Annotated in this window: 21 protein-coding genes; 8 read left to right on the top strand and 13 right to left on the bottom strand. The window is 70.7% G+C overall.

Translation table 11 applies throughout. From position 1 onward, the window contains the following. Positions 1–19: 19 nt before the first annotated feature. Positions 20–1534 carry an alpha-N-arabinofuranosidase gene (locus ACF1GV_RS02885; RefSeq protein WP_391677173.1) on the top strand — a complete coding sequence of 505 codons (1515 nt, stop codon included), beginning with the start codon at positions 20–22 and terminating at the stop codon, positions 1532–1534. 31 nt (positions 1535–1565) lie between these two features. Continuing rightward, positions 1566–2027, top strand: a complete 462-nt coding sequence (locus tag ACF1GV_RS02890; RefSeq protein ID WP_363269058.1) for an Rrf2 family transcriptional regulator — start codon at positions 1566–1568, stop codon at positions 2025–2027. 9 nt (positions 2028–2036) lie between these two features. On the opposite strand, the gene ACF1GV_RS02895 is transcribed toward ACF1GV_RS02890, so the two are convergent. Next, complete coding sequence (locus tag ACF1GV_RS02895; protein ID WP_391677174.1) at positions 2037–2717, bottom strand: hypothetical protein; 681 nt, start codon at positions 2715–2717, stop codon at positions 2037–2039. A 174-nt stretch (positions 2718–2891) separates the two neighbouring features. On the opposite strand from ACF1GV_RS02895, the gene ACF1GV_RS02900 reads away from it, so the two are divergent. Further along, positions 2892–3542, top strand: a complete 651-nt coding sequence (locus tag ACF1GV_RS02900) for a DUF4360 domain-containing protein (RefSeq protein ID WP_391677176.1) — start codon at positions 2892–2894, stop codon at positions 3540–3542. On the opposite strand, the gene ACF1GV_RS02905 is transcribed toward ACF1GV_RS02900, so the two are convergent. After that, the gene (locus tag ACF1GV_RS02905) at positions 3496–4122 is read right to left on the bottom strand and encodes a DUF397 domain-containing protein (RefSeq protein WP_391677177.1); all 627 of its coding nucleotides are present in this window, start codon (positions 4120–4122) and stop codon (positions 3496–3498) included. The genes ACF1GV_RS02900 and ACF1GV_RS02905 overlap by 47 nt on opposite strands. On the opposite strand from ACF1GV_RS02905, the gene ACF1GV_RS02910 reads away from it, so the two are divergent. After that, a complete protein-coding gene (locus ACF1GV_RS02910) occupies positions 4121–5089 on the top strand; it encodes an arabinan endo-1,5-alpha-L-arabinosidase (protein WP_391677178.1) in 969 nt (322 codons plus the stop codon). The two genes, ACF1GV_RS02905 and ACF1GV_RS02910, sit on opposite strands and share 2 nt — an antisense overlap. Positions 5090–5102: 13 nt before the next feature. Here the strand turns inward: ACF1GV_RS02910 and ACF1GV_RS02915 are convergent, their stop codons facing one another. From ACF1GV_RS02915 to ACF1GV_RS02950, 8 genes are all read right to left on the bottom strand, one after another. Next, positions 5103–6491: a pyridoxal phosphate-dependent aminotransferase gene (locus ACF1GV_RS02915; protein WP_391677179.1), complete on the bottom strand. Its 1389-nt coding sequence runs from the start codon at positions 6489–6491 to the stop codon at positions 5103–5105. Positions 6492–6597: 106 nt separating this feature from the next. Further along, positions 6598–7764 carry an aldose epimerase family protein gene (locus ACF1GV_RS02920; RefSeq protein ID WP_391677181.1) on the bottom strand — a complete coding sequence of 389 codons (1167 nt, stop codon included), beginning with the start codon at positions 7762–7764 and terminating at the stop codon, positions 6598–6600. A 64-nt stretch (positions 7765–7828) separates the two neighbouring features. Then, on the bottom strand, positions 7829–9076 hold the full coding sequence (mmsB, locus tag ACF1GV_RS02925; protein WP_391677183.1) for a multiple monosaccharide ABC transporter permease: 1248 nt from the start codon (positions 9074–9076) through the stop codon (positions 7829–7831). Continuing rightward, entirely contained in the window at positions 9073–10632 is a 1560-nt protein-coding gene (gene mmsA, locus ACF1GV_RS02930; protein ID WP_391677184.1) for a multiple monosaccharide ABC transporter ATP-binding protein, read from the bottom strand. Before mmsA ends, mmsB begins: the two co-directional genes overlap by 4 nt. A gap of 32 nt (positions 10633–10664) precedes the next feature. Next, on the bottom strand, positions 10665–11771 hold the full coding sequence (gene chvE / locus ACF1GV_RS02935) for a multiple monosaccharide ABC transporter substrate-binding protein (RefSeq protein ID WP_363269049.1): 1107 nt from the start codon (positions 11769–11771) through the stop codon (positions 10665–10667). A gap of 166 nt (positions 11772–11937) precedes the next feature. Beyond that, a complete protein-coding gene (locus ACF1GV_RS02940) occupies positions 11938–12906 on the bottom strand; it encodes a hypothetical protein (protein WP_391677185.1) in 969 nt (322 codons plus the stop codon). 152 nt (positions 12907–13058) lie between these two features. After that, positions 13059–14063 (bottom strand): zinc-binding dehydrogenase, encoded by a 1005-nt coding sequence (locus ACF1GV_RS02945; RefSeq protein WP_391677187.1) that lies wholly within the window; start codon positions 14061–14063, stop codon positions 13059–13061. Next, a complete protein-coding gene (locus ACF1GV_RS02950) occupies positions 14060–15217 on the bottom strand; it encodes a mandelate racemase/muconate lactonizing enzyme family protein (protein ID WP_391677189.1) in 1158 nt (385 codons plus the stop codon). Before ACF1GV_RS02950 ends, ACF1GV_RS02945 begins: the two co-directional genes overlap by 4 nt. A 200-nt stretch (positions 15218–15417) precedes the next feature. On the opposite strand from ACF1GV_RS02950, the gene ACF1GV_RS02955 reads away from it, so the two are divergent. Together ACF1GV_RS02955 and ACF1GV_RS02960 are read left to right on the top strand one after the other, a co-directional pair. Then, positions 15418–16239: a hypothetical protein gene (locus ACF1GV_RS02955; protein ID WP_391677191.1), complete on the top strand. Its 822-nt coding sequence runs from the start codon at positions 15418–15420 to the stop codon at positions 16237–16239. A gap of 129 nt (positions 16240–16368) precedes the next feature. Continuing rightward, entirely contained in the window at positions 16369–17517 is a 1149-nt protein-coding gene (locus ACF1GV_RS02960) for a serine hydrolase domain-containing protein (RefSeq protein ID WP_391677193.1), read from the top strand. Positions 17518–17635: 118 nt separating this feature from the next. Here the strand turns inward: ACF1GV_RS02960 and ACF1GV_RS02965 are convergent, their stop codons facing one another. Together ACF1GV_RS02965 and ACF1GV_RS02970 are read right to left on the bottom strand one after the other, a co-directional pair. After that, a complete protein-coding gene (locus ACF1GV_RS02965; protein WP_391677195.1) occupies positions 17636–18055 on the bottom strand; it encodes an organic hydroperoxide resistance protein in 420 nt (139 codons plus the stop codon). 98 nt (positions 18056–18153) lie between these two features. Continuing rightward, positions 18154–19182 carry an NADP-dependent oxidoreductase gene (locus ACF1GV_RS02970; protein WP_391677196.1) on the bottom strand — a complete coding sequence of 343 codons (1029 nt, stop codon included), beginning with the start codon at positions 19180–19182 and terminating at the stop codon, positions 18154–18156. 130 nt (positions 19183–19312) lie between these two features. Between ACF1GV_RS02970 and ACF1GV_RS02975 the strand changes: the two genes are divergently transcribed. Both ACF1GV_RS02975 and ACF1GV_RS02980 read left to right on the top strand, forming a co-directional pair. After that, positions 19313–19750 carry a MarR family winged helix-turn-helix transcriptional regulator gene (locus ACF1GV_RS02975; protein WP_391677197.1) on the top strand — a complete coding sequence of 146 codons (438 nt, stop codon included), beginning with the start codon at positions 19313–19315 and terminating at the stop codon, positions 19748–19750. 141 nt (positions 19751–19891) lie between these two features. After that, entirely contained in the window at positions 19892–20719 is an 828-nt protein-coding gene (locus tag ACF1GV_RS02980) for an EI24 domain-containing protein (RefSeq protein ID WP_391677198.1), read from the top strand. Here ACF1GV_RS02980 and ACF1GV_RS02985 read toward each other — a convergent pair. After that, positions 20670–21920: a pyroglutamyl peptidase gene (locus tag ACF1GV_RS02985; protein ID WP_391677200.1), complete on the bottom strand. Its 1251-nt coding sequence runs from the start codon at positions 21918–21920 to the stop codon at positions 20670–20672. The two genes, ACF1GV_RS02980 and ACF1GV_RS02985, sit on opposite strands and share 50 nt — an antisense overlap. Positions 21921–22013: the final 93 nt, after the last annotated feature.

The following is a 22013-nucleotide window of genomic DNA, read 5'->3' on the forward strand; positions in this document are numbered from 1 at the left end:
TCACTCGGAAAGGCGAACATTGCACTCCGCCCGATTCACCTTGGACCCCGCCTTCACCATCGGCGAAGTAAACCCCCGCCTCTTCGGCTCCTTCGTCGAACACCTCGGCCGCTGCGTCTACACCGGCATCTACGAACCGGACCACCCCACCGCGGACGCCGAAGGCCTCCGCACAGACGTACTGGAGCTCGTGAAGGAACTCGGCGTCACCGCCCTCCGCTACCCCGGCGGCAACTTCGTCTCCGGCTACCGCTGGGAGGACTCCGTCGGTCCCGTTGAGGACCGCCCCCGCCGCCTCGACCTCGCCTGGCACTCGACGGAGTCGAACCGCTTCGGCCTGTCCGAGTACATCGCCTTCCTGAAGAAGATCGGCCCCCAGGCCGAGCCGATGATGGCCGTCAACCTCGGCACCCGGGGCGTCGCCGAGGCGCTCCAGCTCCAGGAGTACGCCAACCACCCCTCCGGCACCGCGCTCAGCGACCTGCGCGCCGCCCACGGCGACAAGGAGCCCTACGGCATCAAGCTGTGGTGCCTCGGCAACGAGATGGACGGCCCCTGGCAGACCGGCCACAAGACCGCCGCCGAGTACGGCCGCCTCGCCGCCGAGACCGCCCGCGCCATGCGCCAGATCGACCCGTCCGTCGAACTGGTCGCCTGCGGTTCCTCCAGCCAGGCCATGCCCACCTTCGCCGCGTGGGAGGCGGAGGTGCTCCAGGAGGCCTACGACCTGGTCGACTTCATCTCCCTGCACGCCTACTACGAGCCGCTCGACGGCGACGTCGACTCCTTCCTGGCCTCCGCGGTCGACATGGAGTCCTTCATCGAGAACGTCGTCGCGACCGCCGACCACATCGGTGCCAAGCTCAAGTCCGAGAAGAAGATCAACCTGTCCTTCGACGAGTGGAACGTCTGGTACCTGACCCGCTGGGAAGAGCGGGCCAAGAACTTCGCGCCTAAGGACTGGCCCGAGGCGCCGCGTCTGCTGGAGGACAACTACAGCGTCACCGACGCCGTCGTCTTCGGCTCCCTGCTGATCGCCCTGCTCCGGCACGCGGACCGGGTGACCGTCGCCTGCCTCGCCCAGCTGGTCAACGTCATCGCCCCGATCATGACCGAGCCGGGCGGCCCGGCCTGGCGCCAGACGACGTACTTCCCCTTCGCGCAGGCGTCGAAGTACGGCCGCGGGCAGGTGCTGGACGTCCGCGTCGACTCGCCGACGTACACGACGGCCAAGTACGGCGAGGCCGACCTGCTGCACGCCACCGCGGTGCGCGCCGAGGACGGCACCGTCACCGTCTTCGCGGTCAACCGCGGCCGCACCGAGCCGCTGCCGCTGCACGTCGCCCTGAGCGGCCTGGACCTGACCCGGGTCGTCGAGCACAGCGCCCTCGCCGACGCCGACCCGGACGCCCGCAACACGCTCACCGAGCCCGAGCGGGTCGTCCCGCACCGGGTCGACGGCACGACTCTCGCCGACGGCCGGCTGACGGCCGTACTGGAGCCGCTGTCGTGGAACGTGATCAGGCTGGCGTAGCAACGACGGCTCCGCGCGCCACAATGAACGCATGAGGATCTCGGCGCGGGCGGACTACGCGGTGCGGGCGGTGCTGGAACTGGCCGTGCGGCAGGAGGGCGACGACCCGCTGAAGGCGGAGGCCATCGCCGCGGCCCAGGCCATCCCGCACAAGTTCCTGGAGGGGATCCTCGGCGACCTGCGCCGCGCCGGCATCGTGGACAGCCGGCGCGGCGGGGGCGGCGGTTACCGGCTGGCCCGGGAGGCGTCCGCGGTCACGGTGGCGGACGTCATCCGGGCCGTGGACGGCCCGATCGTCTCGGTCCGCGGCGAACGCCCCACCGGCCTGACCTACACCGGCAGCGCCCAGCCCCTGCTCCCGCTGTGGATCGCCCTGCGCGCCAACGTCCGCAGGATCCTCGAGGGCGTCACGGTCGCCGACATCGCAGCCGACGCCCTCCCGGAACCGGTACGGCAGCTGGCGGCGGAGCCGGCGGCGTGGGAGAACCCGTGAGGTCCTGAGCTAGCGCCGCCGGGCGTCCCGCAGGGTACGGACGAGCGCCTGGTCGCCCTGTCCCAGCAGGGCCTTCTCCAGGCTGTGGTCGTCGCGCCGGTCGAGCCGCTCCCCGTGGGCGAACCCGTCGGTGCCGACGACCTGCCCGCACCACTCCCCGCGCCCCACCACATGCCCGTCGAACGGCACGACGCCGCCCTCGCCGAGGGCCACCCACCGCCCCTCGCGGTGGCGCAGGGCGAGGATGTAGGTGTGACCGGGCACGACCCGGGGCGCGTCTCCGGTCAGCACGTCCACCCGGGCCCGGCTGCCGCGGGTGATCTTCCAGCCGGGCGCCACGTAGTCGAAGGCTGCGCCGACGGCCGGGTGCGACCGCTCCCGCGACTCGTACGGCACGGACTCGGCGCGGATGCGCACGGTGCGCTCGACGGCGTACCGGTAGGGGCCCGGGGGCAGCTCCCGCCGCCCGCTCTCCCGCTCGCCCACGGCCTGCCCGACGACCACGACGTCGGCGTACGTCACCCAGTCCCGCGCGGTCTCGGACGGATAGGGGTTGTCCGGATACCCGCACCCGTTGACGGTGTCGAGCCCGCCCCACCCGACGAGCACCCCCCCGACGACGCCCAGGGCGGCGAGGGCGGTGACGAGGGCACCTGTCACGGAGGAGGAGGGGAAGCGGGGTCCGCGCATCCGCTGATCTTGAAGCCCGCCCCGGCCCCCGGCTGTGGTGGAAGCCATAACTCCGGTCACAGCCGTGTCACAGGAGGACGCCGCGAATGGCCGGAGGCCGCCTTCACGGATCCCTCACACATCCCCGACAGTCAGTGCGACACAGCCACCCCCCAGCGAACGGACGGAGAGACCATGACCGGTGGACTCCTTCTGAGCGGCGTCCTCGCCGCTCTGCTCGGCACGGCACTACCGGCACAGCACCCGTCCTCCGGGTTCACCGACCCGCCCCCGGACAAGATCGTCATCAAGGTCGCCACGGTGAACGGCTCCGGCTGCCCCCAGGGCACCACCGCGGTCGCCGTCTCCGAGGACAACACGGCCTTCACCGTGACCTACAGCGACTACCTGGCGCAGGTGGGCGGCAACTCCGACCCGACCGCGTTCCGCAAGAACTGCCAGCTGAACCTCCTCGTGCACGTCCCCCAGGGCTTCACCTACGCCGTCGCCAGCGCCGACTACCGCGGCTTCGCCGCACTCCAGCAGGGCGCGAGCGGCGCGCAGAGAGCCTCGTACTACTTCCAGGGCTCCTCGCAGACGGTCTACCGGAACCACCCGCTGACCGGCCCCTACAACGACAACTGGCAGGCCACCGACACCACGGACTGGGCCCAGCTGGTGTGGGCCCCCTGCGGCGTCCAGCGCAACTTCAACATCAACACGGAGCTGCGGGTGAGCGCCGGCACGTCGGCGCCCGGCAAGGTCAGCTTCATGACGATGGACTCGACGGACGGCGACATCAGCACCGTCTACCACCTGGCGTGGAAGGAGTGCCCGAACTCCTGAGGCGCTGAGGCGTCCAGCCTTCGCTCACGTAGCTGAGGAACTCGGCCCAGGACCCGGCGGACACGGCGAAGTCGCCCCCGTCGCGGTCCTTGGAGTCCCGGACGTGAACGCGGGCGGGGGCGAGGGCGACCTCGACGCAGTCACCGTCGCCGCCGCTGCTGCAGCTCGACTGGAACCAGGTCAGCTCGCTGGTGCTCATGGGGCTGCGCGCATCCGCCGCAACAGGCTCACGGAGTCCGGGACGGGGCGGGACTTCGAGGTGCGGCTCGTCCTCGGTGACGGCCGGCTCTGGATCGAGGTCAGTGACACCCGCTCCGAAACCCAGCCGCCCCCGCCCGGCCCTGTCCCGCCGGCCTCGCCGCCGGCCGACACCGGGCGCGGGCTTCTGCTCGTCGAAGCGCTCGCCCAGCGGTGGGACGTGGTGGACCGGGACCCGCCGCCCGGCAAGACGGTCCGGGCCGAACTTTCGTTGCTGCGTGAACCATTGACGCGCAACGCCTTCGACTCTACGGTCCCGTCCGATGACGCGATCGTCGTTCGTAATGTCGAACGGCGGACCCCACCGAAGGAGCGTCCCCATGAGCCGCACGTCCCGGAGAGCCGCCCTCCTCGCTGTCCCGGCCGCCCTCCTCCTCGCCCTCGTCCCCGGCACCGCCTCCGCGTACCCCAACCCCGGCACCGTCTCCGGCAGCACCGTCGTGCACGACCCTTCGATGGTCCGTACGTCCGGCGGGCGCTATCTGCTGTACGCCACCGGGGGCGGGCTCGCGTACCGGACCTCCACCGACCGGACCGCGTTCACGGCCGGTGCCGACGCGTTCGCCACCAAGCCCGCCTGGTGGTCGTCGTACAACACCGAGGCCTGGGCGCCGGACATCTCCTACCACGGTGGCAAGTACCTGATGTACTACGCCGTCTCGAAGTTCGGGTACAACACCTCCGCGATCGGGCTCGCGGCCTCCACCACCGGTCTCCCCGGCTCCTGGAGCGACTACGGCGTCGTCTACACCTCCACGACTTCCAGCGACTACAACGCCATCGACCCGAACCTCTTCGTCGACGACGACGGGAAGTGGTGGCTGTCGTTCGGGAGCTGGTGGACGGGGATCAAGATGATCCGTGTCGATCCGGCCACCGGGAAGCAGTACGCCGGTGACACCACCCGGTACTCCCTCGCTTCCCGGCCCACCGGGACCAAGGCCGTCGAGGCGCCCTTCGTCGTCAAACGCAACGGGTACTACTACCTCTTCGCCTCCTACGACACCTGCTGCGCCGGCACCGGCTCCACCTACAAGGTCAAGGTCGGCCGGGCCACCTCCGTCACCGGGCCGTACTACGACAAGAACGGCGTCGCCCTCATGAACAACGGGGGGACGCCGGTGCTGGAGTCCCACGGCAGCGTCATCGGACCCGGCGGCCAGTCCGTCATGAAGGACGTCGACGGGGACCTGATCGTCTACCACTACTACGACGGCAACGACAACGGCACCCCGAAGCTCGGCATCAACCTGCTGAACTGGAGCAGCGGCTGGCCCGTCGCCTACTGACGCGGCCGGCGGTTCAGCCCGCCCGGCCCATTCCCGCCGCGTTCGGCCAGCCCGCCGCCGGTGCCGCCGTCAGGCCGTCCGGCAGGCCTGTCGTACCGCGCACCTGGGCCGCCGTGAGGCCGCCCTGGGCCGGGACCCCCGCCGGGGGCAGCGGCTGGGGCCACGGCTGGGCCGGCGGGAGCGGCACGCCCGTGCCGTTGGTCTGCCCGACCAGCCGGTCCACCGCCGCCGTGCCCGAGCTGTAGCCGTTCCCGGTGAACGGCTCGGGCGCGGCGGACTCCTCCCGGGACGTCGTCCCGTAGAGCACCTGTTCCAGGCCGGACACCAGCCGGCGCACGTCCGCCTCGGGGCGCACCACGAGCCGCAGGAAGCGGCTGGAGGAACCGATCTTGTTGCCGCACTCGCGGACCAGGACCCGGTGCCCGGTGAGCAGCCGGTCGCGCACCACGGTGCCCTCGGCGCCCACGGGCAGGCGCACGAAGAGGAAATTGGCCTGGGAGGGGTAGACCGTCAGGCCCGGCAGGGCCGACAGCGCGGCCGTCATCTCCTGGCGGTCGCGGCGGACCTGCTGAAGGCTGCGCGCGTACTCCCGGCCGTGTTCCCGCAGCATGAACACCACGTGTTCGGCGAAGGAGTTGAGGTTCCACTTCGGCAGCATCGATCTGACCCGGCCGGCCAGCGCGGGGTTGGCCACCAGGTAGCCGAAGCGGACGCCGTGCAGCCCGAAGTTCTTGCCCAGGCTGCGCAGGACGATCACGTTCGGGCGGAGCACGGCCTCCTGGACGACGGAGGGGTCCGCCTCCGCGTCCGCGAACTCGAGGAACGACTCGTCCACGACCACCAGGTCCAGGTCCGCCATCGCGTCCAGGAACGCCACCAGCGCCTGCTTGTGCTGGTAGCCGCCGTCCGGGTTGTTCGGGTTGCACACCACCGCCACGCGGCTGCCGCGGGTGCGGATGAAGTCGGCGTAACGGGACAGGTCGAGGGCGAAGCCGTTCGCCTCCTGCAGCGGGAACATGTCGACCCGCTTGCCGGTCTCCATCGGCTGGTCGGTCCAGCGGCCGAAGGAGGGCACCGGCACCGCGAGGGACTCGCGGACCAGCAGATGGTCGATCCAGGTGATCAGCTCCGTGGAGCCGTTGCCCATGGCCACGCAGCTCGGCGGCAGGCGCAGCAGATCGCACAGCTCGGCGGTGATCGTCTCCGCGCCGCTCGGGTAGTACGTGAGGATCTCGTGGAGCCGGGCCGCCAGCTCCTCGAACATCGATGGGGTGGGGAAGTACGGATTGCAGGGGATGCAGAAGTCCAGTGGTCCCGCCCCGTCGCTCTCCCGCGTCAGCGCCGCCATCGAGGGACTGTGCGCGGCGTGCTCACGGAACAGCGAGGTGACGTTGTCTGCCAAGGGAGGCCTCCGTGTCCAAGGGCGGCCCGTGCCGGAGGAGCACGGGCCGCCCTTGTGTACGCAGGCCGGTGGGGCGCTGTTCAACGCCCCCGCCACAGCGCCGGGTTCACGCGGAGAAGCGGTGGACCGTCCGCGTGCGGTACGTCTCGCCCGGGCGCAGCATCGTCGACGGGAACGCCGGCTGGTTCGGGGAGTCCGGGAAGTGCTGCGTCTCCAGGCAGAGCGCGTCACCCTGCCGGTAGGTGCGCCCCGACGTGCCGGTGAGGGTGCCGTCGAGGAAGTTGCCGGAGTAGAACTGCAGGCCCGGCTGGTCGGTGGCGATCTTCAGGGTGCGCCCGGAGGAGGGGTCGCGCAGCGTCGCGACGTGCTCGGGATCGGCGGTGATGCCCTTGTCCAGAACCCAGTTGTGGTCGTAGCCCTTGGCGAGGACCTGCTGCGGATGCCCGGCCCGGATGTCCCGGCCGACCGGCTTGGCGCGGCGGAAGTCGAAGGGGGTGCCCGCGGTCTTCGCCAGCTCGCCGGTGGGGATCAGGCCCGCGTCGGTGGGCGTGAAACGGGAGGCGGCGATCTGGAGTTCGTGGTCCTCGATGCTGCCGCTGCCCTCGCCGGCCAGGTTCCAGTACACATGGCTGGTGAGGTTGACGACGGTGGCCTTGTCGGTGGTGGCCGCGTAGTCGATGATCCAGTCGCCGCCCCGGGTGAGGGTGTACGTCACGGTCGCCCGCAGCGTGCCCGGGTAGCCCATCTCGCCGTCGTCACTGGTGCGGTGCAGGCGCAGCCCGACGTCGGAGCCGGAGGCGAAGGGCTCCACGTCCCACACCCGCTTGTCGAACCCCTTGGCGCCGCCGTGCAGGCTGTTCTCGCCGTCGTTCACGGACAGCTGGTAGTCCGTGCCGTCCAGGGTGAAGCGGCCCTTGGCGATGCGGTTGCCGTAGCGGCCGATCAGGGCGCCGAAGTACGGGCTCGACGCCACGTAGTCGTCGAGGTTGTCGAAGCCGAGGGAGACGTTGGTGCGGCGGCCGTGCCGGTCGGGTATCTCCAGCGACTGGACGATCCCGCCGTAGGACAGGACCTTCAGGTGGGTGCCGCCGTTCTCCAGCGACCAGCGGTACACCTTCGTGCCGTCGGCGAGCGTGCCGAAGTGTTCCTTCACCGGCCTGCGGCCTGCGGAGGCGGATCCCGTGGCAGCGGCCTCGGCGGTGCCGCCGAGTGCCGTCGCGGCGATGCCCGCGGCCGCTGCCGAGGCGATGACCGTGCGTCTGTTCAGTTCCATAGGTGCGGCTCCTCATACGACGTCAAAGGAGGGGGCCCCGCCGGTGCGGCGGGGCCCCGGTGACTCACGAACCGGACTTGCGCTTGTTCCACACGTCGAACCCGACCGCAGCCAGCAGGGCGAAGCCCTTGATGACCTGCTGCCAGTCGGTGCCGACACTCAGGAGGTTCATGCCGTTGTTCAGCACACCGAGGACGAGACCACCGATGATCGCGCCGAGGACGGTGCCCACACCGCCGCTCATGGACGCGCCGCCGATGAACGCCGAGGCGATCGCCTCGAGTTCGTAGTTCAGGCCCGCCTTCGGGGACGCCGCGTTCAGCCGGGCGGCGATCGCCAGCCCCGCCAGGGCCGCGAGCGCGCCCATGTTCAGGAAGACGAAGAAGGTGACCTTCCTGTCCTTGACGCCCGACAGCTTCGCCGCGGGCAGGTTGCCGCCGATGGCGTAGATGTGCCGGCCGAACACCGAGTTGCGCATGACGTAGCCGTAGCCGACGACCAGCACGCCCAGGATCAGCAGCACGATCGGGGCGCCCTTGTAGCTGGCGAGCAGCATCGTGACGACGAGGATCGCTGCGACGATGGCGACCAGCTTCAGCAGGAAGAGGTTGCGCGGCACCACGTCGAGGGAGAACTCCCGCTGCCGCCTGCGGTCCCGGACCTCCTGGACCACCGAGAAGACGATCAGCGCGATGCCCAGCAGCAGCGTGATGTTGTGGTAGTTGGTGTGCGGGCCGGCCTCCGGCAGGAAGCCGTTGCCGATCTTCTGCAGGCCGTTGGGGAATGGACCGAGGGTCTGCCCCTGGAGCAGGATCTCCGTGAAACCGCGGAAGATCAGCATGCCCGCGAGGGTGACGATGAACGACGGTATGCCGAGATAGGCGATGAAGTAGCCCTGTACCGCGCCGGCCACCGCGCCCGCCAGCAGGCACAGCACCACGGCGACGGGCCACGCCACATGGTGTTCCACCGTCAGCACGGCCGCGAAGGCGCCCACGAACGCGGTGACCGAGCCCACCGACAGGTCGATGTGACCGGCGATGATCACCAGCATCATGCCGATCGCGAGGACCAGCACATAGCTGTTCTGCAGCACCAGGTTGGAGACGTTGCGCGGCAGCAGCAGGTCGCCGTCGGTCCACACCGCGAAGACGGCGACGATCAGGCCGAGCGCGAGCAGCATGCCGTACTGGCGCATGTTGCGGCGCAGGCCGCCCACCACCAGCTGCAGCAGGTTCTGGCTCGCCGCGCCCTGGGCCGGGCCGCCGCCCGGCGGTGCGGCCACCGGGCTCTTGGTCACTTCGGTGCTCATCGCGTCACCTCTTCGTCCTGGGTGTCCTTCGTCATCCGGCGCATCAGCACTTCCTGCGTGGCCTCGGCCCGCGGGACCTCGCCGGTGAGCCGCCCGGCGGCCATGGTGTAGATCCGGTCGCACATGCCGAGCAGCTCGGGCAGCTCGGAGGAGATGAAGACGACCGCCTTGCCCTGCGCCGCCAGCTGGTCGATGACCGTGTAGATCTCGTACTTGGCGCCCACGTCGATACCGCGCGTGGGCTCGTCCAGGATCAGCACGTCCGGACCCGCGAAGATCCACTTGCTGAGGACGACCTTCTGCTGGTTGCCGCCGGACAGCCTGCCCACCGGTTCGAAGACGGTCGGCGCCTTGATGTTCATCGACTTCCGGAAGCCCTCGGCGACCTGCCGCTCCTCGTGCTCGTCGACCACGCCCCGCTTGGCGACCTTCTTCAGCGCGGTCAGCGAGATGTTGCGGTTGATCGTGTCGATCAGGTTGAGGCCGTAGTGCTTGCGGTCCTCGGTGACGTACGCGATGCCGTGCTCGACCGCCTCCGCGACGGTCTTCGTGCGGATCTCCTTGCCGTCCTTCAGGACCGTGCCGCCGGCGTAACGGCCGTAAGAGCGACCGAAGACGCTCATCGCCAGCTCGGTGCGGCCCGCGCCCATCAGGCCGGCGATCCCGACGATCTCTCCGCGGCGCACCTGGATCGACACGTCGTCGACGACCTTGCGCTGCTGGTCGATCGGGTGGTGCACGCTCCAGTTGCGGATCTCCAGCGCCGGGGCCGCGCCGGCCTCCGGCTCGTGCGGGGTGCGCTCGGGGAAGCGGTTGTCCAGGTCACGGCCGACCATGCCACTGATGATCCGGTCCTCGGTCGTCTCCGCCGCCTTCACGTCCAGGGTCTCGATGGAGCGCCCGTCGCGGATGATGGTGACCGAGTCGGCGACCTTGCGGATCTCGTTCAGCTTGTGCGAGATGATGATCGAGGTGATGCCCTGGTCCTTCAACTGAAGGATCAGGTCGAGCAGTTTGCCGCTGTCCTCGTCGTTGAGCGCCGCCGTCGGCTCGTCGAGGATGAGCAGCTTCACCTTCTTCGACAGCGCCTTGGCGATCTCCACCAGCTGCTGCTTGCCGACGCCGATGTCGGCGACGCGGGTCTCGGGGTGCTCGTCGAGACCGACCCGGCGCAGCAGCTCGGTGGCGTGCCTGAGGGTGTCGTTCCAGTTGATGAGGCCGCGCCGGGCGTGCTCGTTGCCCAGGAAGATGTTCTCGGCGATGGACAGATACGGCACCAGCGCCAGCTCCTGGTGGATGATGACGACGCCGTGCTGTTCGCTCGCCCGGATGTCCTTGAACCGGCAGACCTCTCCCTCGAAGAGGATGTCCCCCTCGTAACTGCCGTACGGGTGGACGCCGGAGAGCACCTTCATCAGGGTGGACTTCCCGGCGCCGTTCTCCCCGCAGATGGCGTGGACCTCGCCCTGGCGGACGGTCAGCGTGACGTCGGACAGCGCCTTGACACCGGGAAAGGTCTTGACGATCGAGCGCATTTCCAGGACGGGTCCCGCCATGGTCGTGCCTTCCAATCCTTCTCGGTGCCCGGTTACTTGAGCTGGCCGGCGGTGTAGTAGCCGCCCGCGACCAGGACCTTGTCGTAGTTGGTCTTGTCGACGCTCACCGGCTGCAGCAGATAGGCGGGCACGACCTTGGCGCCGTTGTCGTAGGTCTTGCTGTCGTTGACCTCGGGCTTCTTGCCGTTCAGCACGGCGTCGACCATGCCGGAGGCGACCTTGGCGAGCTGGCGGGTGTCCTTGTAGACGGTCTGCGTCTGCTGCCCGGCGATGATGGACTTCACCGACGCCAGCTCGGCGTCCTGGCCGGTCAGCACCGGCAGCGGCTTGCCCGCGGAGCCGTAGCCGTCGGACTTCAGCGCCGACAGGATGCCGATGGAGATGCCGTCGTACGGCGAGAGGACGGCGTCGACGCGGGCGCTCTTGTAGGACTTGGTCAGGATGTCGTCCATGCGCCGCTGGGCGGTCGCGCCGTCCCAGCGCAGGGTGGTGACCTGGTTCAGGGAGGTCTGGCCGGAGCGCACGACGAGCTTCTTGCTGTCGATGTACGGCTTCAGCACGCTCATCGCGCCGTTGAAGAAGTACTTGGTGTTGTTGTCGTCGTTGGAGCCGGCGAACAGCTCGATGTTGAACGGCCCCTTGCCGCTCTTCAGGCCCAGCTTGTCGGCGATGTAGTTCGCCTGGAGCTGGCCGACCTTCTCGTTGTCGAAGGAGGCGTAGTAGTCGACGTTCGCCGTGCCGAGGATGAGCCGGTCGTAGGCGATGACCGGGATGTTCGCGTCCTTGGCCTGCTGCAGCACATTGCCCAGGGACTTGTTGTCGATGGCGGCGACGATGAGGGCCTTCACGCCCTGCGTGATCAGGTTCTCGATCTGGGAGACCTGCTGGTCGGGGTCGTCCTCCCCGAAGACCAGCTTGGTCTGGTAGCCCTTGGACTCCAGGTCCTTCTTGACGTTGTTGCCGTCGGCGATCCACCGCTCGGAGGACTTCGTCGGCATCGCGATGCCGATCGTGCCTCCCTTGGCGGACCCCGAGTCCTCCTTGCTGCCGCCCTCGCCGCTCTGGCCGCAGGCGGTCAGGGTGAGGGCGAGCGAGGCGGCTCCGGCTATCGCGGTCAGTGCGGCTCTGCGGTTGCGCATGGCGTCTTCCTTGATGTCGAGCACGGCCGACGGCGGCTGTGCGGCAACGCTGTGAGGAGGTGGTGCGGGGGGAACCGGCGAACGGTGGTGCGGGGAGAGGGGACGAACAGACGTGTGGGATTGTGTTCGGCTACGTCGTCTTCTGTGAAGAGGCAGTTGCGAAAATTTATGAACGTGTTTCGAACCGCTGGAGCTCGCCGGGCAGCCGGGACCCCAGCGGAGCCATGTCGTCGCCGGCTCCGTGCCGGGCGAGCAGGTCCAGGGCCAGCCGGCCGCGCCGCACCCGCTCCTTGGCCGTGGCCAGCGTGACCTCCCGCAGGTGGTGGCCGTAGGGGTAGATCGCGGGCGCCTTGGACAGGCCGAACTTCAGATACAGCGGAGCGCCGCGCCGGATCAGCTCGGCCACCTCGTACATCCGGACATAACCGCCCAGGTCGTCCGGCGCCTCGATGTACATGTCCATCGGGGCCCCCGACACGCGCCGGATCTCCGTGAGGTGGTCCAGCGTGAGATCGCTCGGCACATTGACCGAGTCGGCGCCCAGCCGCTCGTAGACGGCGTACGCCGCCGGGTTGACGGGGCCGATCAGCGCCGAGACCTTCAGGGTCGTGTCGGCCGGGATGACGCCCTGCACGCGTGCCCGGTGCAGTGTCCACAGCACGCCCTCGTCGGCCACCAGCAGGCACTTGACGCCCAGCTCGGTGGCGCGGACCGCGTCCTCCACGCAGCCGGCCACGGCGTCGTGGCCGCGGGCGCGCAACCCGGCCCCGCGTGAGTCGGTGCGGGTCGAGCCGCCGATGTCCCAGGTGCCGCGCGGCCCGGTGAACAGGCACAGTTCGATGTCGCGTTCGGCGGTGGCCTCGACCATTTCGGTGATCTCGGCGTCGCTGAGCATCCACACTCCGCTGCCCTGGCTGATGCGGTGGATCGGCACGTCCAGCCGCGAGGCCTCCTTCAGCACCACCGCCAGTGCCTCGGGGCCCTCGCACGAGGGGATCTCGGTGCGCCAGCGGCCGCCGCCGGGGAAGGTGTACGGCGAGGCGTCGGCGGGGTCGGGGGCGGGCGCGCCCAGGCCGAGCGCGGTGAGCGCGGGCTCACCGGGGCGACGGGCTGCCGTGGCGGAAGCGTCGGTCACAGTTGTCCTTAGTGTCCTGGTGTCCAGCAGAGCTGGACGTTCGATATGTCGGACGAGGTTCGCGGCTCATGGCGTGCGGAGCTGGTGGTACGCCGGTACGGAGACCGTCAGGTCGCCCCCGTACCGGCGTACGTCTTCGGCGGAGCGGTGTACTAGGGGTGCAGAAGAACCTTGCCCACCTTCGGATCGCCGGACCCCACCAGCTCCATGGCCCGCGGGAACTCGGCGAGCGACAGTTCGTGCGTCACCAGCGGCACCGGGTCGAGCAGCCCGGCCGCGAACACCCGCACGGTGTGCGACCAGGCGTCCGGCGAGGCCCCGAAGACGGTGTGCACCTCCAGCTGCCGTACGACGAGATCGGTCGGGTCCAGTCCGTCGGCGCCCGGCGCCGGGATGCCCGTCAGCACCAGCCGCCCGCCGCGCCGTAGCAGCGCGGCGGCCGTGCGGGCCGCGTCGGCGGAGCCCGCGGTCTCGATCACGACGTCGAAGTCGCCGGGAAGCTCCTGCTCCTTGGTGCGGAAGTCGGTGGCGCCGAACTGCCGCGCCAGCGCCTCCCGGTCCCTCCTGGTGCCCACGACCAGCAGTTCGGCCGGGGAGCCGGCGCGCAGGAACTGCACGGCGAACATGCCGAGCGTCCCGGTGCCGACCACCGCGACCCGCTCGCCGGGCCGGGCGTTCGCCTTCAGCGCGGCGGCCGCGATACAGGCGGCCGGCTCCAGGAGGGCGGCCGCCGTCAGGTCGGCGTCGTCGGGCAGCACGTGCAGCAGGCGGGCCGGCAGGGTCAGCGTCGGCGCCATCGCGCCGGGCTGGGTGAACCCGGTCTCCTCGTAGCCGTCGGTGCACAGGGTGGTCTCGCCGGCGTGGCAGCGGTCGCACACCTGGCAGTTGCGAAAGCCCTCGCCGACCACCTTGCGGCCGGTCAGACCCGCCGGGACACCCGGGCCCACGGCCTCGACGGTCCCGGACCACTCATGACCCGGCGTCAGCGGGTAACGGACGTACCCCTCGGGCCGGTTGCCCTGGTAGACCTCGCGGTCGCTGCCGCAGATCCCGACCGAGTGCACCCGCACCAGCGCCTCGCCGGCCCCCGGCTCACGCGGGGTGTGCGCGGTGAGCCGGTGCTCGCCGGGCGCCTCGATGACGACGTGGACGGTCACTGCGCGCCCTTCGGCTGCCGCTTCTCCCAGCCCTCGGCCCACAGGTCGAAGCGGGCCTGCTGCTGCGGGAACTCGGCGGCAGCGTCCACGTCCAGCTCGACGCCGAGTCCCGGCGCGTCGGACAGGTGGAAGTAGCCGTCGACGACCTCGGGCGCGCCCTTGACCACCTTCTTGATCTCGGCGTCGGCGAAGTCGTTGAAGTGCTCGAGGATCTTGAAGTTCGGCGAGGTGAAACCGACCTGGAGGGAGGCCGCGGTGAGCACCGAACCGCCCACGTTGTGCGGGGCGACGAGCATGTAGTGGGTCTCGGCGGTCGCGGCGAGCTTGCGCGTCTCCCAGATGCCGCCGATGTGGCCGAGGTCCGGCTGGATGATGTCCACGGCCTGGCTGTCGAACAGCTCCCGGAACTCGATCCGGTCGTGGATGCGCTCACCCGTGGCCACCGGGATGTCCACCTTGGCGGCCACCTTCTCCAGCGCCTTCAGGTTCTCCGGCGGCACCGGCTCCTCCAGCCACGCCGGCTGGAAGGGCGCCAGCTCCTTGGCGAGCCGCACCGCGGTGGCGGGGGAGAAGCGGCCGTGCATCTCCAGCATCAGCTCGGTCTCCGGACCGATGGCGTCCCGCACCGCCTCGATCAGCGAGACCGCGTACAGGGACTGCTGGTGGTCGAGCTCGAAGTGCCCGGTGCCGAAGGGGTCGATCTTCAGCGCCTTGTACCCGCGCTCCACGACGCCCTGCGCGGCCTTGTGGTACGCCTCCGGGGTGCGCTCGGTGGTGTACCAGCCGTTGGCGTACGCCTTGACCTTGTCGGTGACCTTGCCACCCAGCAACTGCCACACCGGTACACCGAGGGCCTTGCCCTTGATGTCCCAGCAGGCCATCTCGACGACCGCGATGCCGGACATCACGATCTCGCCGGCCCGCCCGTAGTCGCCGTACTTCATCCGCTTGACGAGGTCCTCGACGGCGAACGGGTCGGAGCCCAGGATGTGGTTGGTCTCGGCCTCCTTCAGGTAGCCGAGGAGGGCGTCGGTGTGGCCCAGCATCCGGGTCTCTCCGACTCCGGTCAGCCCCTCGTCGGTGTGCACCAGGACGTAGGTCAGGTTGCGCCACGGCGTGCCGACCACGTGTGTGCTGATTCCGGTGATGCGCACGGCAGTTGCCCTCCGCTGTTCGAGATTTCGTCACACGTTCGAAATGCTGGCGTGACAGTAAGGACGGGGCGCCGTCAGCGTCAAGGGGTTCAACGCGTAACGGTTTCGAGACTTTCGGTGAGCGGACCCTTGCCTTCCCACACAACCTTCACAGCGGTGCCTAGGAACGTTACCCAGGGCGCACCTAGTCTTCCCGCGTCATGGACTTCTGCCACTCCTGCCACCGCCACCTCAACGGCGCCCTCGCCTGCCCCGGCTGCGGCGTGCCCGTGGACCAACTGCGCACCCACACTGAGGAGCCCACGGGGCAGGAGTACGCCTACGGGACGTACGACCACGGCGAGCAGGGTGCGGAGGATCCGCCGGACGGGGACGCGCCGGACGATGCGCCGGACGACACGCCGGACGCCAGGCTGGACGCGCCCGCCGGCCGACGGCTCCGCGCCGCGGACCGCCCGGCCGCCGGAGGGCGGCCCGCACGCCGTGCCGCCGCCGAAGGAGGCGGGGAGGGCGGGAGCCGCCGGGACCGCAAGGCCGCCGCGCACCGCAGGCGCCGCCGCCGCACCCTGCTCATCGCCGCCGGGTTCGTCCTGGCCGCAGGCGGGCTGAGCCTCGCCGAGCTCGGCACCGACGCACCGGGCTTCTCCGCCCCCGACCCGGCGGCGGCCGGTGACCAGTCGCCGGACGGCGCGGCCGGCGGCGACGCGCAGCCCGGCACGGACGAGTCGTCCGGCCCGCACCAGGTCCCGGCGTCGGACACGCACACCGCGTCCACCTCGCCTGACCCCTCCGCGTCCGCCTCGCCGTCCCCGTCGGACAGCGCGCCGACCCCGAGCGCCCGCGCCACCGAGACCAGCGGCGCCCCGACCGCACACGACACACCTCGCTCCGCCCCCTCGGCGACCCGGACCGAAGGCCCCGCCCCGCAGCCCACCCGTCCGCCCGCACCGACGACCCAGCCCCCCGCCCCGGCCCCCGAGCCGTCGCAGACCTGCAACCGTTTCCTGTGGTGGTGCACCTGAGCACGGACGGCCGTTGAGTCGAACGGGCGCCCGTCGCCGTACCCGTCTGCGCGCGTAACCGGCGTGGAGCACCACCGGCATGATCTCCGTCGGGCACCATGGGAGGCGGAGTCCAGGGGAGGAGAGCGGATGGGTCAGGAGATCGACGGCGCCGTGGCGGACGGCTTCGAAGCTGTGCGGGAGGAGTTCGCGGCCTTCGTCGCCGCCGAACGCCCCGACTACGAGGGCCAGTTGTGCGCGTATGTGCACGGACGCCGGGTCGTCGACCTGTGGACGGGCAACGCGGCCGACTCCCTGTACGGCGTGTTCTCGTCCACCAAGGGCGCCGCCCATCTCGTGGCCGCGATCCTGGTCCAGGACGGCACCCTGGAACTGGACCGCAAGGTGACGTACTACTGGCCCGAGTTCGGCGCCGAGGGCAAGGGTGCGGTGACCCTGCGGGACCTGCTCACCCACCGGGCCGGCCTCGTCGGGATCGACGCCGGATTCTCCGCGGAGGAGCTGGCCGACGACCGGGCCATCGCCGAACGGCTCGCGGACCAGAAGCCGTACTGGCGGCCCGGTACCGCCTTCGGCTGCCACGCTCTCGTCATCGGCGCCCTCGCCGGCGAGGTGGTCCGCAGGGCCACGGGACACACCCTGCAGGAGGTGTACGAGGAGCGGGTGCGCGCCCCGTACGCCCTGGACTTCTTCCTCGGGCTGCCGGAGTCCCAGGAGCCGCGCTTCAGGTCCGTGCAGCCGATGATCCCGACGCCGGAGCAGCGGGCGCTGCTGGATGCCCGGCCGTCCGGACCGCACACCCTGGCCTCGATCGCCTTCAACACCCATGTGCCGGAGCCGGGGCCCCCGGAGGGCCATGCCAACTCACGCCTGGTGCGCGCCAAGGGACCGGCGTCGGCGGGCGGGGTGGCCTCCGCGCGCGGTCTGGCGAAGATGTACGCGGCGGCGATCAGCGAGGTCGACGACCGGCCTCCGCTGCTGAAGCCGGACACCGTCGCGGAGGTCGGCCAGATCCACTCCGTCGGCTACGACCTGGTGACCCGCACCCACAGGGCCTTCGGCCTCGGCTTCCAGGCGACCTCGGACCGCTGGTACCCGTTCCTGGGCGCCGGCGCCTTCGGCCACAGCGGCGCGGGCGGCACCCAGGCCTTCGCCGACCCCCGCAGCGGCCTGGCCTACGGCTACACCCGCCGCCGGATGGCGTACCCCGCGGGCGCGGCACCGGAGAACGAGCCCCTGGTCAGGGCCGTACACCGGGCGGCGCTGGAGATGAACTGACGCGACAGGGGAATGCCGGGCGCGGTGACCAACGGAAAGGGGCGCGGGGAACTGCGCGAGCAGCCCCCCGCGACCCGCACCCGGCACATGACCGCACCCGGCAGGCGGCACCCCGGACTCAGACGAGCGTCACCGTGATGTTCCCGCGCGTGGCCTTGGAGTACGGGCACACCTCGTGCGCCTTCTTCACCAGGCTCGCGGCCGTCTCCGCATCCACGTTCGGAATGTCCGCGGAGATCTCGACGATGATGCCGAAGCCGTCGTCGTTCTTGCCGATGCCGACCTTCGCGGTCACGGTCGAGCCGGAGACGTCGGCGCCCTCCTGACGGGCGACGACGCCGAGCGCGCCCTGGAAGCAGGCGCTGTAGCCGGCGGCGAACAGCTGCTCCGGGTTGGTGCCGGCGCCGCTGCCGCCCATCTCGACCGGCGGGTTGACGACGACGTCGAGCTTGCCGTCGTCGGTGGCGACCCGGCCGTCGCGGCCGTTCTCGGCGGTGGCGACGGCGGTGTACAGGACGTCGGACTGCTGGATGGACATGTGGTTGTCTTCCTCCTCCTCGGTCCGCCGCGACTCGCGCCCACGATCGACGACGGATTTCGGAAAGAAGTTACCGCATACCGGAAAGTGCCGAAAGGCTAGAGCTTGACGACCATCTTTCCGATGTTGTCGCCGCGCAGTACGCCGAGGAACGCCTCCAGGGTGCTCTCGATGCCCTCGACCACGGTCTCCCGGTACTTCAGCGCACCCGAGGCGACCCACGGCCCGACCTCCTGGACGAACTGCGGCTGCAGGTCGTAGTGGTCGCCGACCAGGAAGCCCTCGATCCGGCCCCGGGTCTGGATGAGGCGGGCGAGGTTGCGCGGGCCGGGGGCGGGCTCGGTGTTGTTGTAGACCGAGATCATTCCGCAGACCGCGATCCGGCCGCCCTCGTTCAGGGAGCCGATCGCGGCCTCCAGGTGGTCCCCGCCGACGTTGTCGAAGTACACGTCGATGCCGTCGGGGGCGGCGGCGCGCAGCTGCTCGCCCACGGGGCCGTTCTTGTAGTTGAACGCGGCGTCGAAGCCGTACTCGTCGACCAGCAGCTTGACCTTCTCGTCGGAGCCGGCCGAGCCGATGACCCGGGAGGCGCCCTTGAGCTTGGCGATCTGCCCGACCTGGCTGCCCACGGCGCCGGCCGCGCCGGAGACGAAGACGGCGTCGCCCTCCTTGAAGGACGCGGTGCGCAGCAGGCCGGCGTAGGCGGTCAGACCGGTCATGCCGAGGACGCCGAGGTAGGCCGACAGGGGCACGCCCTCGGGGTCCACCTTGACGGACGGGACGGCGGTCGGGCCCACCTTGACCGCGTGCTTGGCGTCCACCAGGGCGTATTCGCGCCAGCCGAAGAAGTGCAGGACGTGGTCGCCGACCGCGATGCCCTCGGCGCCGGAGGCGACCACCTCGCCGACCGCGCCGCCCTGCATGGCCTTGCCCAGCTCGAAGGGGGCGACATAGGACTTCGCGGCACTCATCCGGCCGCGCATGTACGGGTCCACGGAGAGGTACTTGTTCCGTACCAGGACCTGACCCTCACCCGGCTGTGGCACCTCCGCCTCGACCAGGGCGAAGTCCTCGGGCTTCGGCCAGCCGACGGGACGGCTGAGCAGGTGCCATTCGCGGTTGATCATGACGGGCCTTTCGGTGTGGTTCAGGTGACTGCCTCAGGGGCGATCACTTCAAGGACAATTACTTCAGTACCTGAAACAACGATGCTCCTGAATATTTCAGGTTGTCAAGTAAGCGGGTACCCTGGAATCCATGTCCACTCCACACACGACCCGCCGCCCCGACCCGCTGACCCTCGAGGTCGTCGAGCTCATCGGGGACGTCGTGGCCCGCTTCTACGCGGACTACGAGGAGGCGGCGGGCCAGCACGCGCTGACCGGCGCCCAGGCGCGCCTGCTCAGCCTGCTGTCCCTGGAGCCGCTGCCGATGCGCAAGCTGGCGCAGAAGCTGAAGTGCGAGCCGTCCAACGTCACGGGGATCGTGGACCGGCTGGAGGCGCGCGGCCTGGTCGAGCGCCGCCCCGATCCCGCCGACCGCCGGGTGAAGCTGGCCGCGGCCACCGACGAGGGCCGCCGGGTCGCCCGGGACCTGCGCGACGGCCTGCGCTTCGCCCGCGAGCCCCTGGCCGGCCTGTCCGACACGGAACGCGCATCCCTGCGGGACCTGCTGCGCAGGATGCTCACGGACTGACCCGGACTGACCCGCGGTGGGAGCTGCCGGGCGCGAGTGGACGGACGCTCGCGGGCCCCGCCCCCGCCGCGGCAGCTGCCGTGAAGGGCTTGTCGACCGGCGCCGCGAAGCTCGCCGAGCGGCGCTCGCTAGAGTGCTGTCATGCGTGATCTCGGGGTGGGCTTCGGCTATCTGCTCAAAGGCCAGCGATGGGTGGTCCGGCACGGCAGGAGTTACGGCTTCGGGCTGCTGCCCGGCCTGGTGACGCTCGTGCTGTACGCCGCGGCGCTCGTCGCCCTGGCGCTGTGGGGCGAGGACTTCGTCACGTGGGCGACGCCGTTCGCCGACGACTGGTCCAGCCCGTGGCTCGGCCTGTTCCGCGGTTTCCTCACCGCCGTGCTCTTCGCGCTGAGCCTGCTCCTCGCCGTCCTGTCCTTCACCGCCGTCACGCTCCTGATCGGCCAGCCCTTCTACGAGAACCTCTCGGAGCAGGTCGACCGCGACGTCTCCCGCGACGGCACCGCGCCCGAGTCGGGGCTGCCGCTGTGGCGCGAGCTGTGGATCTCCGCCCGCGACAGCCTGCGCATCCTGGTCCGGGCCGCGCTCTGGGGCGTGCTGCTCTTCGCCCTCGGGTTCGTGCCAGTCGTCGGCCAGACCGTGGTCCCGGTGATCGGCTTCTTCGTCACCGGCTTCTTCCTCACCGAGGAACTGGCCGCCGTCGCTCTGGAGCGGCGCGGCGTCGCCCTGCGCGAGCGCCTCGCCCTGCTGCGCTCGCGCAAGCTCCTCGTCTGGGGCTTCGGCACCCCCCTGGGCCTGGCCTTCCTGGTCCCCTTCGTCGCCGTGTTCCTGATGCCGGGCGCGGTCGCGGGCGCCACGCTGCTGGCGCGCGACCTGCGGGGCGAGGAGATCGAGGAGGGGGAGCGCGACGGTGACGAGGCCGCTACACCGTTCCCGCAGCCACCGACAGGATCGCCCGCACCTGGGCGATGATGTCCAGCCGGTTGCGGACGAACTCCGGGTCCGTGACCGTGCCCGTCGCCGGGTCGGTGTTGCCCGCGCCGAACTGCAGCACCGGGGTGTGCACATGCCCGCCGGGCAGCGTGGCGTGCAGGCCCAGTCGGTCGCGCAGCAGCGTCGCCCGGTAGGCGATCTCGTTGGACAGGTAGTTCCCGCCGCCCCCGGCCCGCGCCGCCGACCCGGGCGTCGGCCCGTCCGGCCGCACCACCGGCTCACCGCCACCCGCCGGAATCTCGGTCACGGACGTGTTGTCGTACACCGGGAACCGGCCCGTGTCCGCCGCCGTGATCCGGGCGTACGGCAGGGTCGTCGTCGTCCACTGCGGCTGCGTCGCCGGATCGCCGACCGGGACGGGCCCTGCCGTTCCGGTGTCGTCGTTGTCCGGGGAGCCGCCCCGCCAGGCCCCGTTGGTGCGCTCGATGTCGAAGCGCCCGACGCGGCCCTGGCTCACCGTCGTGAACAGGTCCACCCGCGGCAGATACGGCCGCAGCGCCCGCTCCACCGTCCCCTGCGCGAAGTCCCGCCAGCGCACCGGGAACACCACGGTCTCCACCCGCGCCGGACCGCTCGCCGTCTCGATCAGCGTGCCGTCCAGGGCCAGCGCGGACGCGCCGGACGGGTTGGAGATGCGGATGTCCCTCTCCAGCGTGAACGGGTCGAACCCGGTGACCAGGACCCGCTTGATGCCCTTCGCCTCCCGCGGGTACCGGACGTCGCTCTGCCCGCGCGAGCTGCGCTCCAAGTCGTCGAGCAGCGCCGCCCGTTCCGCCTCGCCGAGCGCGAACTGCGGCTCCCACCCCCGCACTTCCCGTGTCATGCCCAGCCGCGCCCAGTACAGCGGCCGGTCGTCGTCCCGGCTCAGATCCCCACCCGCCGGCCCCCGCCCCTGCGCCCGCTCCACGGCCCGCCGCCACAGCGCGGCCCCTTCCCGTACGACGATCCGGCGCGCCTGCGCGGAGGAGTGCGCGCGGCTCAGCGCCCGGCTGAACTCCGGTGCCACGGTGTCGAATCCGGACCGCCGCAGGATCTCCTGCGGTGCCGCCTGGCCGAGGCGCTGCTCCTCGACGGTCGGCGCGAGGGGCGCGGCCGGCGCGGCCGAGGCGGTGGTGGGGGCGGCCAGGGCCGCGGTGAGGGCCAGCCCGAGGGCGGCCGCGCGAACGCGTGAGGGCAGCAAGGCGGTTGTCGTCCTTCCGTCGCCGTGGGTGCGTACTTGCGGGACCGGCGCAGTATCGCGTGACGGAAGTGGCGTACGCCATGGGGTTGTCGG

The organism is Streptomyces sp. NPDC014006 (assembly GCF_043088925.1).
Taxonomy (GTDB): domain Bacteria; phylum Actinomycetota; class Actinomycetes; order Streptomycetales; family Streptomycetaceae; genus Streptomyces.

Excerpts from the sequence above, each read along its gene's own strand:
- mmsA (WP_391677184.1), bottom strand. The coding sequence starts at position 10,632 with ATGGCGGGACCCGTCCTGGAAATGCGCTCGATCGTCAAGACCTTTCCC.
- ACF1GV_RS02920 (WP_391677181.1), bottom strand. The coding sequence starts at position 7,764 with ATGGAACTGAACAGACGCACGGTCATCGCCTCGGCAGCGGCCGCGGGC.
- ACF1GV_RS02975 (WP_391677197.1), top strand. The coding sequence starts at position 19,313 with ATGTCCACTCCACACACGACCCGCCGCCCCGACCCGCTGACCCTCGAG.
- chvE (WP_363269049.1), bottom strand. The coding sequence starts at position 11,771 with ATGCGCAACCGCAGAGCCGCACTGACCGCGATAGCCGGAGCCGCCTCG.
- ACF1GV_RS02970 (WP_391677196.1), bottom strand. The coding sequence starts at position 19,182 with ATGATCAACCGCGAATGGCACCTGCTCAGCCGTCCCGTCGGCTGGCCG.
- ACF1GV_RS02890 (WP_363269058.1), top strand. The coding sequence starts at position 1,566 with ATGAGGATCTCGGCGCGGGCGGACTACGCGGTGCGGGCGGTGCTGGAA.
- ACF1GV_RS02900 (WP_391677176.1), top strand. The coding sequence starts at position 2,892 with ATGACCGGTGGACTCCTTCTGAGCGGCGTCCTCGCCGCTCTGCTCGGC.
- ACF1GV_RS02960 (WP_391677193.1), top strand. The coding sequence starts at position 16,369 with ATGGGTCAGGAGATCGACGGCGCCGTGGCGGACGGCTTCGAAGCTGTG.
- ACF1GV_RS02895 (WP_391677174.1), bottom strand. The coding sequence starts at position 2,717 with ATGCGCGGACCCCGCTTCCCCTCCTCCTCCGTGACAGGTGCCCTCGTC.
- ACF1GV_RS02980 (WP_391677198.1), top strand. The coding sequence starts at position 19,892 with ATGCGTGATCTCGGGGTGGGCTTCGGCTATCTGCTCAAAGGCCAGCGA.
- ACF1GV_RS02905 (WP_391677177.1), bottom strand. The coding sequence starts at position 4,122 with ATGGGGACGCTCCTTCGGTGGGGTCCGCCGTTCGACATTACGAACGAC.
- mmsB (WP_391677183.1), bottom strand. The coding sequence starts at position 9,076 with ATGAGCACCGAAGTGACCAAGAGCCCGGTGGCCGCACCGCCGGGCGGC.
- ACF1GV_RS02910 (WP_391677178.1), top strand. The coding sequence starts at position 4,121 with ATGAGCCGCACGTCCCGGAGAGCCGCCCTCCTCGCTGTCCCGGCCGCC.
- ACF1GV_RS02965 (WP_391677195.1), bottom strand. The coding sequence starts at position 18,055 with ATGTCCATCCAGCAGTCCGACGTCCTGTACACCGCCGTCGCCACCGCC.
- ACF1GV_RS02955 (WP_391677191.1), top strand. The coding sequence starts at position 15,418 with ATGGACTTCTGCCACTCCTGCCACCGCCACCTCAACGGCGCCCTCGCC.